The following is a 13,713-nucleotide window of genomic DNA, read 5'->3' as shown; positions in this document are numbered from 1 at the left end:
AATATGAGAGCTGAGTTAAGAGCAAAAATCATCGCAGTTTGTCATAAAAAAATTGAGACTCAAGGTGATAATGTCGGCCTCTCATTTTACGCCTTCTTTGCGAACAAAAATGATGATCCAGAGTTGCTTATGGAAGCGGCGACTTGGTGGATACACACTCATCAATTAGATCATTTTGTTAAGGCTCATAAGGTGATAGAGATAATCCAAAAGGAATCGGAAGAATAGACTCCAAAGCTGTTACTGCGGATTTTTGGTTTGCCACCTGCGCCAAGTAAAAGTGATTAGTGCGGCGAGTATCAGGCTGACCATGGCCCATGTGGGGTACTTATGCTGGTGGTAAAACGCCAGCATGGGAGCGATTTCATCGCGGATTAACACTGGGCCTAATCCAAAGAGCGTCACCCAAATGCTGGTGGCGAGAGCATTGCCAATCACAAATTGTTTTAGTGGCATTTTAGCGAGACCGCAGCCGATAAACATAAACTGTTTTAATCCCTCAACAAAACGACTCAGCACTAAAGCGGCAATGCCATATTGACCGATAACGCTGTGGATTTTATTTTCCAATGGCGGCTTTATCCACCCTTTTTTGAGTAATACGTCGCCAAAGCGCCAGCCGATAAAATATCCTAAACAGTTACCGCAGAGTGCTCCGCAAGCAGCGACGATTAATACCAATGGCAGTGACATTTGCTCTGTAGCGGCTAATAAACTGGCGACAATTAATAAGGATTGTCCTGGTGCCGGAATGCCAAAACCCTCGACAGCAATCGCGACAAATAGCAGAACATAACCATATTGCTGCAGCCAAGGCGTGAGTTCGGTGATGATATGTTGTAGCGCTTCTGGCATAGATGAAAGTGATCAAATCAATGGAATGATTGGGCCATCATACTCGCCAACTTCTCTGATTGGATAGATTTATGAGCAAAGTTTCATGCCCGTTTTCATTTGCAGTGATTAGCAGGGCTAAGGCACTGAGGATATCAATTTTGTCTTAAAAATATAAAAGGCCGAACTGAGTTCGGCCTTAATACGCTATTACTGTTGCGATTCGGCGACGATATGATGCCTAGGCGAATGCTGCTTGTAGCTGTGGTACTACTTGTTTCTTACGGCTTAATACGCCGTCTAACCACACTTTGCCATCGACGGTATCTTTACCGTAGGCACGTTGGGTCAGCTCCGCATCGTCAGACACAATCAACAACTCTGAACCTTCTTTCATGATGTCAGTCAGCAGCAATAAAACGCTGTGGCGGTTACCTTCCACTTTCAGTGCTTTGATATCGGCTTCTAGCTCGGCCTTGATATCGTCAAATACTGACAGGTCGATTACTTCTAACTGGCCGATACCGACCAAGTTACCGTTCATGTTGAAGTCTTTAAAGTCACGCATTACTAAGTCACGTGCAGGTGTGCCTTGCACGGCTGATTTCACTTTGAACATTTCCATGCCCAGTTCTTTGAAATCTTCAACGCCAGCGATCTCAGCTAATGCTTCAACGCAGCGAATGTCTGCAGTGGTGCAAGTCGGTGATTTGAAAATCACGGTATCGCTCAAAATGGCGCACATCATGATGCCAGCGATATTTTTAGGGATAGCGACTTGGTAAAAGTCGAACATCATCTTGATCACTGTGTTGCTGCAACCTACTGGGCGGATCCAGCATTCTAGCGGTGTATCTGTGGTGAGATCGCCTAACTTGTGGTGATCAACAATCCCGACGATAGTCGCTTGGGCGATATCATCCGGTGCTTGAGTCAGTTCTGAATGGTCAACGATATACACTTGCTCGCCAGCGTAGCTGGTTTTGTATTCCGGTGCTTCGAAGCCGAAACGTTCCAAAATAAAAGCAGTTTCGGGTGACAATTCACCTAAACGTGCGGCAATGGCTTCTTCACCGATTTGGTTTTTTAAATAGGCTAACGCGATAGCACCGCAGATTGAATCTGAATCGGGGATCTTGTGACCGACAACGTAAATGGGCATTTCAGGGACTCTCCTTTAAATTTGTGACAATTTTAGCAATATTTGGCTTTAATCGGAAATAGCCAAAGCGCATATCACTGCGCTCTTCAGTTGCTATTTCTCTAAAAATCGAACGCTCAGGTTCGGCAAAGATGGCTTAAGGTTTAGATCTTCACTTTTATCACGACTTTACGCACCGCCGTGGCGATATCGCCTGTGCCGGGCATATGCATGTCACCGGGGAAAAATAACGCAAACATGCCTGCTTTGAGTTTGATATAAGAGGCATTGGCTTGGTTTGCCTCGTAATCAAACTCGGCGTAATCGTGTTTTTCAAAATAGGGTTTCGAGGGTGTTTGCTCCGCTAGTGGCAAGTAACCAAACTCTTCTTCACCGCTGAAAACATATTGCACATCGATATATTTTTGATGAACTTCAAAGGGTTCTGTCGACTTATGCTTGGTTTGATAGTCATTCACTATCACAAAAATATTGTCGCCATCGAGGGGATAATTGCCTACGGGTAGCTGACTAAAGTCGGTCGTCGCTAGATGTTCTAATGCAGTCGCAAGCCGAGGGCTTAAGGATTGATAAATATGGCGGTTTTTTAAGGTATCGACGATCATCGGCTACTCGACATGGTGGAAGTGAAATGGGCGAATGGTAAAGATTATAATCCGATCACCACAGTTAGGACATAAGCTTTGTCGATTGGAAGCAGGTCTAAACATGTCGGCATAAAAAACAGGCCATTGAATGACCTGTTTCTACATCAAGTATTATTAAACTTAGCTAAAACGAGTTTAGTAAGTGTATTTGGCTTCTAAAAAGTAGTAGCCACCATTAAAGCCAAAGGGGGTATTGGTTAATGGGTATACAAAAATTCCATTGAAGTTATTGTTATCTGGTCGTTTTTCTGGATACACATCAAACAAGTTTTGCACCCCAGCGGTAAAGCTTAGCGCATCAGTGGCGGCGTATCTTACCGACAGATCCATCACCCACTGATCGCTATAGTTCACATCACCCGTTGAATAACCTTCACTGTAGTCACCAAAGTAGTTTAAGCGGATATTGGTTTTAAAATCCCCGAGTTCATGGGTCAGCCCAATGCTACCCGTGTTATGCGGCGTAGCAGACGTCATGCGGGTTCTTTCTATACTATCAAAGAGTTTCTTGTCTAATCCGCCTAAAATAGAGGGTAGATTGATGTCTTGGATCTCTGTTTTATTATAGGCATAGGCTAAGTTCGCCCGTAAATCGCCCCAAGTGCCAATATCAAAGTCTTGGCTAACAACAAGATCGACTCCGCGAGTTCGGCTATCGACGGCATTGACGAAGAAGCGTGCTGAATCAGCATTGGTACCTGCTAGTGCGGTCGCAACCGCGGGGCTATCAGCAGGTCTTAGAGCGCCAGATAAAATGATGCGGTCATCAATCTCTATTTGGTAAGTATCGAGCGTTACCGCGAGGCCAGTGTTATTGGTATAAACAAGACCGAGACTAAATGATTGAGATATTTCAGGTTCTAGCTCGTTAATCCCAAGTGCCTTTGTTACTGGTGATAAGGTGTTGAAAGTACCTGATTCAATAGGAACCAGTTGCCCCGTCACTGGATCGGGATTAAATAACGTCGAGATATTGCTGAAGTACAGCTGTTGTACGCTCGGCGCTCTAAAGCCTGTATTGATAGTGCCACGCAGGGCTAAGTTGTCGGTAAAATCGTAACGACCCGCGAGTTTCCAGCTCGTGTTGCCGCCAAAGTCAGAGTAGTTTTCGTAGCGTAGCGCTGCCGCCCAGTAAAACTCGTTGGTTAATTGGTTTTCAAGTTCGGCATAAATGCCTGTGTTATCGCGCGTTTCATCAACCTCAGACTCAGGGGTAAAACCGGTGAAACCTTGGCTACCCGCTGCTTTGCCATTATAGCCACCATTGATATACGAATCTTCTTCTCCGGCTTCAATTTCATAGCCGTTTTGGCGCCATGAAACACCGGTCGCAAACAGAATTTCAGAATCGTTTATAAAGGCAAAATAACGGGAAATATCCAAATTGATATTGGCTTCACGGGTCGATAACGTTCCTGCGTCGAACTCGGTAGGAGTTTCTGGGCCTAAGGAAGCATTTAAGGTATTGACGATATTATAGTTAAATGAATTTTTACCATATCCCACTGAGGTATCAATATCCCAGTCACTCAGGTTGAATTCATAGCCTAGGGTAAGAGATGAATCGATAATTTTGGGGTTAATTTGCGGTAAAAAACCGTCGGGATACACTTCGGGTAAGTTACGGGCATCGAGAGCTAAACGGTAAAAAGCACCCGATTTAGTTTCACGTTGGCTAATACCACCAAAGGCATACAGTTTTCCGTCGGTAGATATTGGCTGAGCCGCATTGATAAATAAACCGACATTATCATATTCGGCATCACCAACGTGGTGGCTCTTACGGTTAAATGTGGCTTCGCGGGGATCGGCTGAGCCATCGGGTAATTTTTCATACTGTTGACGAGGGTCCAATCCTGCGCGGTTTGTGCTGTCTTTGTGATGCGCTTCGAGGGCGACATTCACAAAGCCATCATTGCTTAAACTGATCCCATGGTTAACGCCTACACGCCATTGCTCACCGTCACCTTGGTAGGTTTGTCCGGCTTGCGCCGAGACGCTTCCCCCTTGATCGCTGTCCTTGAGTACCACGTTAATCACGCCAGCAATCGCATCTGAACCGTATTGTGCCGAGGCTCCATCTCGGAGAATTTCAATACGTTTTATCGCTGTCATTGGAATCGCATTTAAATCGACGTTAGAGGAGCCTTTTCCCATAGTGCCACTTAAATGTACTAGGGCAGAACCATGGCGACGCTTGCCATTTACGAGTACTAAGGTGTGGTCTGGCGACAGGCCACGTAAGCTCGCGGGGCGCACCGCATCTGAACCGTCAGTCACCGAGGAGAATGGGAAGCTATAGCTTGGCGCCGCAAATTGCAGCGCTTTAGCGGTTTCTGTCATACCTGTTGATTCGAGTTGTTCGGCAGTAATGATATCGACCGGGGCAACACTGTCAGTTGCCGTGCGTAGTGCTATGCGTGAGCCTATGATCTCGATTTTTTCGAAGCCGGTTTGTTGCTCTTCGGCTTGGACTGCTGGAATAACCAGTGTGTATGACACTGCCAATGCGATAACGGCTAGACGCATAAAAACCTCTCAATGATGTTTGTAACCCAATATTCGAACTTAGGTGTGCAGATAAAATAACAATCTGATGCCGAGAAGGTTATCATTGTAACAATTGTTACATTTAGACGTAAATGTGCTAACTCAGAGCCTAGTGTTCTAAATAATATTTAAAATGCAGTTGAATATATTGATGAAAACCTCACTATCGACCTGCGTGCTTTTGAGGCTTCGTACGGCACAATACAGGTTGTCGCATGCACATTGCGGCTGAGTTAACTCGATGATATGAATTGTTTATTGACGTGCGCCATCGTGGTTTAATGCGTTATTTTGCTTTAATGGCATTGATTTGAAGGAACACAGATTTGTCAGCGTTACGATTTCTCGCGGGAGCAACGGCATTTAAGACCTTGGCAGAACAAGGTCTTAAATCTGAGCATTTTACCCAGCTACTTGCCGCCTCTGGTGGACCTAAATGGCTTGGTATCGCTGGGTTAGATAAGTATCTGTTTTCTGAGTTTTTCAAAGACAGACAAACACCGCTTTATACACTCGGCGCTTCTTCAGGGGCGTGGCGTTTAGCGTGTTTGGCGCAGCAAGATCCCCTCGCAGCCTATGGCCGCTTAGAGGATTTTTATATTGGTCAGCGTTACGACAGCATGCCAACCCCGCAGGACGTCAGTGCACAAGTTAAAGGCGTAGTGCAGGGGATTTTAGGCGTCAGTGGTGGTAGTGAGATCGTTAATAACGCTCATATTCACAGTCATTTCGTCGTGTGCCGTGCTAAACATTTAAATCGTTTAACGGCAAAGCTTCCGCTTGCGGCGGGGCTGGCGATGACGGCGGCGACCAACTTAGTGAGCCGTCGGAGTTTAGGTTGGCATTTTGAGCGTGTGGTCTTTAGCCAACAAGCTGCAGCATCTCCCTTTTTGCAACTCAACGATTTACCCAGTCAGCAGGTCGAATTAACTGAGGCTAATGTCGATGCTGTGATGTTAGCAACGGGGTCGATTCCTTTGTTGCTTGCCCCAGTGTCCCAAATTGAAGGCGTTGCCGATGGGCAGTATTACGATGGTGGCATTACCGACTATCATTTTGATTTGCCTTTATCCCGTGCCAAGGGGCTGACGTTGTATCCGCATTTTTATCCGATCATCAGCCCAGGATGGTTCGATAAATCCTTGAAGTGGCGCCAAGGTCGCGCTAATTATCACAATGCGCTAGTGTTGGCGCCATCGGCCGAATTTGTCGTTTCATTGCCCTTTGGCAAAATCCCCGACCGTGAAGATTTTAAGCAACTGGACACTGCGCAGCGGATGCAATATTGGCGTACGTCTGTGGCTTTGAGTGAACGTCTTGCAGAGGAGTTTGCCTCGGTTGTTGCGAGGGGAAATGTGCTGGATCGGCTAGAGCACTTCTAGGTTGAAGTGATTTGGTCTCGAAAACTGGGTTTGACATGACGTGGTCGAAATGCCCTGATTCAAAATAGCGGGGTCGCAAATTTCTTTGTGCGCTCAGCGGCTTTAGGAAGGAAATTCTTTCACCTGCTACACTCTACAATAATAGGAAATACGAATGCATTGAGTTCGTTTCCTTCTATTTGGGGCAGGAGGTTGCTATGCAAACACGAGAAATGGCGTTACTCATGCGCGATGCCTTGTTACTGCCACAGGGACGGGTGGAGGTTCGCGTGGTTGACCCCGGTCATCTGCGCATGGTGGCCGATGTATTCAAGGGAAAGTATGTGCTCGCCTTTGCCACCATTAGACCCAGTGGTAGTCCGCCCTGTTATCCCACTGCCACCCAATGTGACATTATCGATTTTAATCAGCTAGAAGATGATTCACTCAGCATAGTGCTCGAAGGGCGTCAACGCGTCAGCATCCTCTCAGCGGCGCAGGCCAAAGATAAGCTGTGGATGGCACGTACTTTACCTTGCCGTAACTGGCAAGAAGAGCCGATTAAAGGTGAATTTGAGTTGATAAGCGCCGCATTAGAGCAATTTTATGAGGTGAATCCCGATCTGTTTGAGCTCTATTCTCAAGTGCATTTGGAAGACGCCGCTTGGGTGAGCCAACGCTGGCTCGAGGTTTTGCCTATGTATAACAAAGATAAATTAGTGTTAGTGAATCAGCCAGATTGCCATAAAACCTTGGACTTCGTGCTGCAACTCATCAAGTCCCATGTGGACTGAAAAACCACAAAAAGGCTAGAATAGCGGCTTTCTATAGCCGCTTTTTTTGTGATATGACTGCATCTGCCCGCGCCGCCCAACCTTCTTACATAGTGCTTCCTGTGAATGTCACAGATAAACCCACAGTGTTTGCCTTTCTCGCACAACATTTTGCCCGTATAGGTGAAGATGTATGGCGTCAGCGGATCCTCGACGGAAAAGTGCATTGGCGGGATGGCAGTTTGATCGACTTGGACACTGAATATCGCCCTGCGGCGCGGGTGTATTACTACCGTGAAGTGCCGGTGGAAGCGAAAATTCCCTTCGAAGAACAGATCCTATTCCAAGATGACAATGTCATTTTGGCCTACAAGCCGCACTTTTTGCCTGTGACGCCAAGTGGCAACTATGTGAACGAATGTTTGGTACATAGACTAAGATTGCGTACTGGCATTGATACTATCGCGCCCGCTCATAGGCTTGATCGTGAAACCGCTGGAGTGATCCTGATGACGGTCGCGCCTGAAACCCGTGCGCTCTATCATCAACTATTTATCGACGATGCGATTCGTAAAGACTATCAAGCGATTGCCAAGTTGACTCCTGAGATTATTGAACAATATCAACAGGGCTGCTTAACTTTGCCATTGCACTGGACGGTAACAAACCGTATGCAGCCGAGCGACCCGAGTTTTACCATGAAAATCGTGGAAGGCGAGGCAAATACCCATTCCGAAATCAGTTTAGTGGCCATAAAAGGCGATGTCGGTTTATTTCATTTGAGCCCGATTACCGGTAAAACTCACCAACTTCGTGTGCATATGCAAAGCTTAGGTATGCCATTGTTAAACGACAGATTTTATCCAAGCTTATTACCCAAAGGGCCGGATAACTTTGCGACGCCTCTTAAGTTGATGGCACAGCGGTTACGTTTTATTGACCCAGTGAGCGGGATGCACCACGACATGCAATGTCAAGGTTTTGAGTTTTAGTCAGCGGAAAGCATTATTTCCAGTCTGTTTAAAGGAAATAATCGGGTGCAATTGTGTGCTTGGCCCTGTGATGGTATGAATACAATCTGCAGTATCTGAGTCTCTGCCATAGGGAGCCATATTACGATTGTTTAAAGGAAGTCCATTATGACCAAATCTGCGATCTTCTCTATCTTGCTTTGCGCTGCAGTATTAGTGGGGGCCATGTATTTTGGTGACTGGACTAAGCAGCCTTATCTGAATGACATTGCCGCCGAGATCCGTAAGGCGAGTGCGGTGATTGAACCGAAGAAACCAAGTTCGTCTGGCACATCGACAGCAGAAGTCGATGCCCTGCGGGATCAAAGCCCTAAGATCATTTGGGATCAAATGGCGTATGAAAAACCGTCGAATAAGTCGCAGCCAGAAGCACTGATTTTCAATCAGGCTCAGCCAAAACCGGCTAAAACCGATGAGGCGTTATCCAAAAATACGCCTTTGATGGATTCTGGCTCTGGTGCCACTCAGCCTGAAACGGTTAAACATAATAAACCCGTTTAATCTGTTATTCCTGTTTGGGTGGTTCGAACAGAGTTTCGCTCATATCGCCATGTAAAACCGCAATTTTTGTTGGTGCACCATCATCTGCTAATTCCAACATACCTATTCCGCTTTTATTCACTAGACGTTTACTCGGCTCACCATTTGGTCGCCTGCCGCGCAGCAACATACGTTTACGTTTTGTCAGTAAGTTAAGTGGTGAAAAGTGGCCATAAAACCAGCCATTGAGTTTATCGAAAATCGGTAACAGCTTCTCAGGGAAGTGATTTTTAATACCGCTGCAGGTGATTTGGTAGATGTTAGGACTACTGCGTCTAAAACGAATACTGATGTCGTAACTAAAGGAGTAATGCACATCGCCGGAGAGGATCACAAACTCCTCTGGGGTTTTACGGTGCATAAAAATACTTAGCAGTGCATTGGCGGCGCCCGGGTGGGCCATCCAGTTTTCGGCGTCGACTAACAGGGAACCGCCGATCAGAGTGGCTGTACGCTGAACAGCTTCAATCAACTTGACCCCAAACATGGGTGCAGGAGAGACGATAATGACCTTCGACTGGCCGAGTAACTCTTGCTGCAAATCCATTAACGCCTCCCAATCCATCAAGCCGGAAGGTTTTGCAAGATTAGATTCACTGCGCCAGCGGCGGGTACGGGTATCGAGTACGACCAGTTTGGGCGAGGACTCTAAGGTGTAATGCCACTGCTCAAATTTAAGTAATTCGTCGATGAGCAGATCCTGACTTTCGCTTTCTTGTCGCGTAAAAAACGCATCGAGCAGCGGGCGGATATCGGCGGCAAATTTATCAGGCGCGTTGCCAAGTCCTTGGAATAAGGTGTAGCCGATTAAGGCATTACCAATAATGCGTTTCGAAAATGCGTGTTCGTAGGCCGCTTGTTCCCATTTAGCCGTCAGGTTCCAATCATCGGTGACGTCGTGGTCATCAAACATCATATAAACGGGAATGTGCGCCATAAAGCGCCTGACTTGCCCTAGCCCAGCTTTAAAGCCAAGCAAGTGTTGCCACTCATTTTGCCAGCGGGCGGTATTGGTGGGTGATAAGCCGTCAACATCCTTCGAGATATTCACTAATTCCCACAGCTCAGGTGACCAAGTGAGTAAATACAGGGCGATGATTTCATTTAGGCTGACCAAATGATTTACGGCGATGGAGGAGGTAAAAATGGGGTGATTGCGATACCAACGCCACAGCGCGGTTTTGGCCGGATATTGGGTATGAGGCAACAGGTTTTTATGCCGTTGATACAAATATGCGGGCTGATAATGAATGTCTTCGCTAGTGGTGATGCTCGCGCCTTCAAATTGCTCATGTTTAAGACCAAGCAAATCGATGACTTGCCCTATGGCACTTAACATAGGTCCCGCAACATCATCAATATAGACCTGATCACCACTCATTATGATAAGTGCAGGGCGATCATCCTCCGCACCCCTGTTGATTATCTTGGCTAAATGGGTATCGGCGGCGACCAGTGCATCGTCACTGTGGTGATGCGGATTGCGGCAGGAACCGTGGAATACTTGGGTTAATTCAGGGGTAAAACGTACACTTGGCGTTGACGCATCGCCGTAGTTTAGCTGGCTTATCGTGGCAAAAATATCACCATGCTGAGCGGCAGACACTTGGTAAGGTGTGACGATATTGGGCGCGAGCAACTCTGGGCGCGACAGTATTATTAGATATTGATGGGCATGTTGCCCAAGTGGCGCATAGTGTAAATCGGCATCCTGCAATAGGTACTCTTGCTCACCAAGACGCAGCTTAAGTTCAGTTAATGGCTCACGACTTACAAACCACAGGGTAAAGTGTGAGGCATCGCAGTGGCGCAGCATGGGGCCAGCTAATATCAGAGGAAGTGTCGTACTCAAATTCTGCCTATGGGTATTTGGGTTAATCTTGCATGAGTTAACCCTAAGTAAGTTTGGTTTAGAAGAGTAAACAAGTGCGTTGAATATGAAAAGCTTTTAGAATTGTTAGCCATAAATATGCGTTGAAACTGAATGGGGCGATATGGCTAAGATTATGGTAACAGGCGCGACAGGGCTACTCGGCAGAGCTGTCGTAAAACAGCTTGAATTAACAGGACATGAGGTTATCGCCACGGGTTTTAGCCGCGCAAGTGAACGAGTGCATAAACTCGATCTTACCGCCCCTTTGGATGTCGAGGCATTTATCGCCCGCGAGCAACCGCAAGTGATAGTGCACTGCGCCGCCGAGCGTCGCCCCGATGTTTCCGAGCAAAATCCGCAGGCGGCATTGGCGCTTAACTTAACCGCGAGCCAAGCCTTAGCTATGGCAGCTAAGGCCAATAACGCTTGGCTTATCTATATTTCCACTGACTATGTGTTCGATGGCACTCAACCTAAGTACGCTGAAGATGCAGTCACTCATCCGGTTAATTTTTATGGTGAATCTAAGCTAAAGGGCGAAGAAATAGTGCTAGACACTAGCGCTGATTTTGCTGTGCTACGCTTGCCAATCCTTTACGGCCAAGTAGAAAAGCTGAGTGAATCTGCTGTGCTAGTGCTGGTTAACCAATTGATTGAGCGTCACGCTCAGGGTGTTGATCATTGGGCGATACGCAGTCCAACCTCGACCGCCGATATTGCCCAAGCCATAGACAAGATGATTGCACAGCATATTGAACATTCTACCGTGCAGGGGATTTATCATTTTAGCGCCGCAGAGACTATGACTAAGTATCAGATGTTGTTGACCTTAGGGGATATTCTCCAACTCAGTACCGCGCACTTAACGCCTGAGTCTACGCCGACAGATAACGCCAAGCGGCCAAGGGATTGCACCTTAAGCTGTGCGCGTTTAGCTGCGCTGGGGATTAGTTCTGAAATCAATTTTGCCACAGGCGTGTGCCAAGCATTAACACTATCGAGTGGTGCACTTGCCACGCTCGGACTCACTCTGTAGGAATCGCCATGGCTAAGATCTTAGGGACCAGTCTACAGGCTGCCGACCAAGTCGCATTACTGCGAACCTTAGGTTTGCTGCTGCAAATAGGCTTAACCACGTTTGCCGCCGATACTTTTGGTCTTAGCCTGCAAATGGAGCCGTTAGTGCATGTGTTAGTGCTAGAGGTGTTATACCTTTCGCTCACATTGGCGCTACGTAAACCCTTATTTGCTAAGGAGCGCGGCCTCTTTATTGCGCTCAGCTTAGACACATTATTTTGGATATCTTGGTTGCACTTTTCCGGCGGCGCGACCAATGCGTTTATCTCGTTATTACTGTTGCCGATTGCACTTGCGGCTGTGACTTTGCCAATCTGGGCGCCTTGGGCACTGACGGCTATTTCAACCTTTGCCTACAGCCTGATGATCTTTACTGTGCCCGAATCCCCCATGCAGCACCACGGTATGGACATGAGTTCCCACTATTTAGGCATGTGGTTCAACTTTGTGATTTCAGCTTTGGTGATGACAACCAGCGTAGCGTTAATCACTAAGCGTATGCGCCGCCAAGATGCGCAGTTAGCTTATATGCGCGAAGGGCAATTGCGTCAGGAGCAACTCTTAGCCCTAGGTACAGTATCGGCGCAGATGGCGCATCAATTGGCCACGCCGCTCTCGAGTCTGAGGTTATTACTCGATGAAGTAAAAGAAGACATGAGCGATACCTCGATAACGATTGTCGAGATGGAAACTGCGTTAGGTCGCTGTGAACATACCCTTGCCGAGCTGAGATTAGCGACGGAGTCGATCCGCGATCGCCGCCAGCGCCCACTAAAGATCATTGAGCTGGTGGACAGTTTAAAGCAAAAAACCTTGTTGTTAATGCCGCAAACTGAACTGAATTGGTTGATCACTTGTGTGCCTGAACAACTAGCAGAGCAAAGTATTCTGACTGATATGAGCTTAACGCCTGCCATCATGGCCTTGATTGAAAATGCTGCCCGCGCTAGCGCCGAAACCATAGGTGCGCCGCAGGTGGATATCAGTTTAGATAAAGCGCCAAGCGAAGAGCAGATCTACTTGCAGATCCGCGATTATGGCACTGGTATCGCGTCCGATTTATTGCCACAGTTGGGCACCTTACTCATAGAAAGTCCCAAGGGTTTAGGTGTCGCTTTGCTACTCAGTCATGCCAGTTTAGAGCGTTTGGGCGCAGAGTTGATTTTGGCTAATCATCCCCAAGGTGGCACTGTGGCACAAATTCGTTTCACTATTTTAAGGGAGCTGGCGCCGTCTGTATCGCACAAGACTAAGGCTAGTGATGAGGTAAATTCATGAAACGTTTGTTGATTGTAGAGGATGACCTTTCCCTTGCGAGTATTTTAGGCCGCCGATTAACACGCCATGGCTTTGAATGCCGATTAACCCATGATGCCAGCGATGCGCTGCTGGTGGCGCGGGAATTTCGTCCTAGCCATATTCTTTTAGATATGAAGCTTGCCGAAGCCAATGGCCTAGGGTTAATTGTGCCGCTGCGTCATCTGCTGCCCAAGGTGACTATGGTGTTACTCACCGGCTACGCCAGTATCGCTACAGCGGTGGAAGCGATTCGCCTCGGCGCCGATAATTATTTAGCTAAACCTGTGGATACCCAAACCTTGCTCGCCGCACTGGAAATGGATGGGCATTCCCATACTCTTCAAGAAGATGAAGTCGACGATTCGCCACTTAATCCTAAGCGTTTGGAGTGGGAGCATATTCAGCAAGTGCTCAATGCTAACCAAGGCAATGTGTCCGCCACGGCTCGCCAATTGGGAATGCATCGCCGGACGTTGCAACGTAAATTGCTGAAGAAACCAGTGGGTGAAAGTGGACATTTGAAGTAACGATTCATCCACATGTGTGCAAGGGGCAACAGCTTAAGG

At 47.2% G+C, this 13,713-nt stretch carries 13 protein-coding genes; 8 read left to right on the top strand and 5 right to left on the bottom strand.

Going from position 1 to position 13,713, the window contains the following annotated elements:
• Nucleotides 1-3: 3 nt before the first annotated feature.
• A complete protein-coding gene (locus L5L91_RS16990; RefSeq protein WP_263237233.1) occupies nt 4-228 on the top strand; it encodes a DUF6500 family protein in 225 nt (74 codons plus the stop codon).
• A 12-nt stretch (nt 229-240) separates the two neighbouring features.
• Here L5L91_RS16990 and L5L91_RS16985 read toward each other — a convergent pair whose 3' ends face one another.
• The 4 genes from L5L91_RS16985 to L5L91_RS16970 form a co-directional block, all read right to left on the bottom strand.
• Complete coding sequence (locus L5L91_RS16985) at nt 241-855, bottom strand: DedA family protein (RefSeq protein ID WP_263237232.1); 615 nt, start codon at nt 853-855, stop codon at nt 241-243.
• A 220-nt stretch (nt 856-1,075) separates the two neighbouring features.
• A complete protein-coding gene (locus tag L5L91_RS16980; protein WP_212600488.1) occupies nt 1,076-1,996 on the bottom strand; it encodes a manganese-dependent inorganic pyrophosphatase in 921 nt (306 codons plus the stop codon).
• 143 nt (nt 1,997-2,139) lie between these two features.
• Complete coding sequence (locus tag L5L91_RS16975) at nt 2,140-2,601, bottom strand: YhcH/YjgK/YiaL family protein (RefSeq protein WP_105251222.1); 462 nt, start codon at nt 2,599-2,601, stop codon at nt 2,140-2,142.
• A gap of 177 nt (nt 2,602-2,778) precedes the next feature.
• On the bottom strand, nt 2,779-5,172 hold the full coding sequence (locus tag L5L91_RS16970) for a TonB-dependent receptor plug domain-containing protein (RefSeq protein WP_263237231.1): 2,394 nt from the start codon (nt 5,170-5,172) through the stop codon (nt 2,779-2,781).
• Nucleotides 5,173-5,519: 347 nt separating this feature from the next.
• On the opposite strand from L5L91_RS16970, the gene L5L91_RS16965 reads away from it, so the two are divergent.
• The 4 genes from L5L91_RS16965 (at nt 5,520) to L5L91_RS16950 (ending at nt 8,859) form a co-directional block, all read left to right on the top strand.
• Entirely contained in the window at nt 5,520-6,575 is a 1,056-nt protein-coding gene (locus L5L91_RS16965) for an alpha/beta hydrolase (RefSeq protein WP_263237230.1), read from the top strand.
• Between the two features lie 197 nt (nt 6,576-6,772).
• Nucleotides 6,773-7,348 (top strand): LON peptidase substrate-binding domain-containing protein, encoded by a 576-nt coding sequence (locus tag L5L91_RS16960; RefSeq protein WP_105251225.1) that lies wholly within the window; start codon nt 6,773-6,775, stop codon nt 7,346-7,348.
• Between the two features lie 53 nt (nt 7,349-7,401).
• Nucleotides 7,402-8,319, top strand: coding sequence for a pseudouridine synthase (locus tag L5L91_RS16955; protein ID WP_263237229.1), 918 nt, complete (start codon nt 7,402-7,404; stop codon nt 8,317-8,319).
• Nucleotides 8,320-8,466: 147 nt separating this feature from the next.
• Nucleotides 8,467-8,859 (top strand): hypothetical protein, encoded by a 393-nt coding sequence (locus L5L91_RS16950; RefSeq protein ID WP_263237227.1) that lies wholly within the window; start codon nt 8,467-8,469, stop codon nt 8,857-8,859.
• Between the two features lie 4 nt (nt 8,860-8,863).
• On the opposite strand, the gene L5L91_RS16945 is transcribed toward L5L91_RS16950, so the two are convergent.
• Complete coding sequence (locus L5L91_RS16945; RefSeq protein WP_263237242.1) at nt 8,864-10,714, bottom strand: alkaline phosphatase D family protein; 1,851 nt, start codon at nt 10,712-10,714, stop codon at nt 8,864-8,866.
• A 178-nt stretch (nt 10,715-10,892) separates the two neighbouring features.
• On the opposite strand from L5L91_RS16945, the gene L5L91_RS16940 reads away from it, so the two are divergent.
• Genes L5L91_RS16940 through L5L91_RS16930 form a run of 3 tightly spaced genes read left to right on the top strand, consistent with a single transcriptional unit; the run spans nt 10,893 to nt 13,674 of the window.
• The gene (locus tag L5L91_RS16940; protein ID WP_263237226.1) at nt 10,893-11,807 is read left to right on the top strand and encodes a dTDP-4-dehydrorhamnose reductase family protein; all 915 of its coding nucleotides are present in this window, start codon (nt 10,893-10,895) and stop codon (nt 11,805-11,807) included.
• An 8-nt stretch (nt 11,808-11,815) separates the two neighbouring features.
• Entirely contained in the window at nt 11,816-13,126 is a 1,311-nt protein-coding gene (locus tag L5L91_RS16935) for a sensor histidine kinase (protein ID WP_263237225.1), read from the top strand.
• The gene (locus L5L91_RS16930; RefSeq protein ID WP_105251231.1) at nt 13,123-13,674 is read left to right on the top strand and encodes a response regulator transcription factor; all 552 of its coding nucleotides are present in this window, start codon (nt 13,123-13,125) and stop codon (nt 13,672-13,674) included. The genes L5L91_RS16935 and L5L91_RS16930 overlap by 4 nt, the downstream gene beginning before the upstream one ends.
• The last annotated feature ends 39 nt before the right edge of the window (nt 13,675-13,713 follow it).

Origin of the sequence: Shewanella sp. SM55, from assembly GCF_025654025.1 — a bacterium.
Taxonomy (GTDB): domain Bacteria; phylum Pseudomonadota; class Gammaproteobacteria; order Enterobacterales; family Shewanellaceae; genus Shewanella; species Shewanella oncorhynchi.
This window is presented reverse-complemented; position numbering and strand designations above follow the sequence as displayed.

Excerpts from the sequence above, each read along its gene's own strand:
- L5L91_RS16990 (WP_263237233.1), top strand. The coding sequence starts at position 4 with ATGAGAGCTGAGTTAAGAGCAAAAATCATCGCAGTTTGTCATAAAAAA.
- L5L91_RS16985 (WP_263237232.1), bottom strand. The coding sequence starts at position 855 with ATGCCAGAAGCGCTACAACATATCATCACCGAACTCACGCCTTGGCTG.
- L5L91_RS16980 (WP_212600488.1), bottom strand. The coding sequence starts at position 1,996 with ATGCCCATTTACGTTGTCGGTCACAAGATCCCCGATTCAGATTCAATC.
- L5L91_RS16975 (WP_105251222.1), bottom strand. The coding sequence starts at position 2,601 with ATGATCGTCGATACCTTAAAAAACCGCCATATTTATCAATCCTTAAGC.
- L5L91_RS16970 (WP_263237231.1), bottom strand. The coding sequence starts at position 5,172 with ATGCGTCTAGCCGTTATCGCATTGGCAGTGTCATACACACTGGTTATT.
- L5L91_RS16960 (WP_105251225.1), top strand. The coding sequence starts at position 6,773 with ATGCAAACACGAGAAATGGCGTTACTCATGCGCGATGCCTTGTTACTG.
- L5L91_RS16955 (WP_263237229.1), top strand. The coding sequence starts at position 7,402 with ATGACTGCATCTGCCCGCGCCGCCCAACCTTCTTACATAGTGCTTCCT.
- L5L91_RS16950 (WP_263237227.1), top strand. The coding sequence starts at position 8,467 with ATGACCAAATCTGCGATCTTCTCTATCTTGCTTTGCGCTGCAGTATTA.
- L5L91_RS16945 (WP_263237242.1), bottom strand. The coding sequence starts at position 10,714 with ATGCTGCGCCACTGCGATGCCTCACACTTTACCCTGTGGTTTGTAAGT.
- L5L91_RS16940 (WP_263237226.1), top strand. The coding sequence starts at position 10,893 with ATGGCTAAGATTATGGTAACAGGCGCGACAGGGCTACTCGGCAGAGCT.
- L5L91_RS16935 (WP_263237225.1), top strand. The coding sequence starts at position 11,816 with ATGGCTAAGATCTTAGGGACCAGTCTACAGGCTGCCGACCAAGTCGCA.
- L5L91_RS16930 (WP_105251231.1), top strand. The coding sequence starts at position 13,123 with ATGAAACGTTTGTTGATTGTAGAGGATGACCTTTCCCTTGCGAGTATT.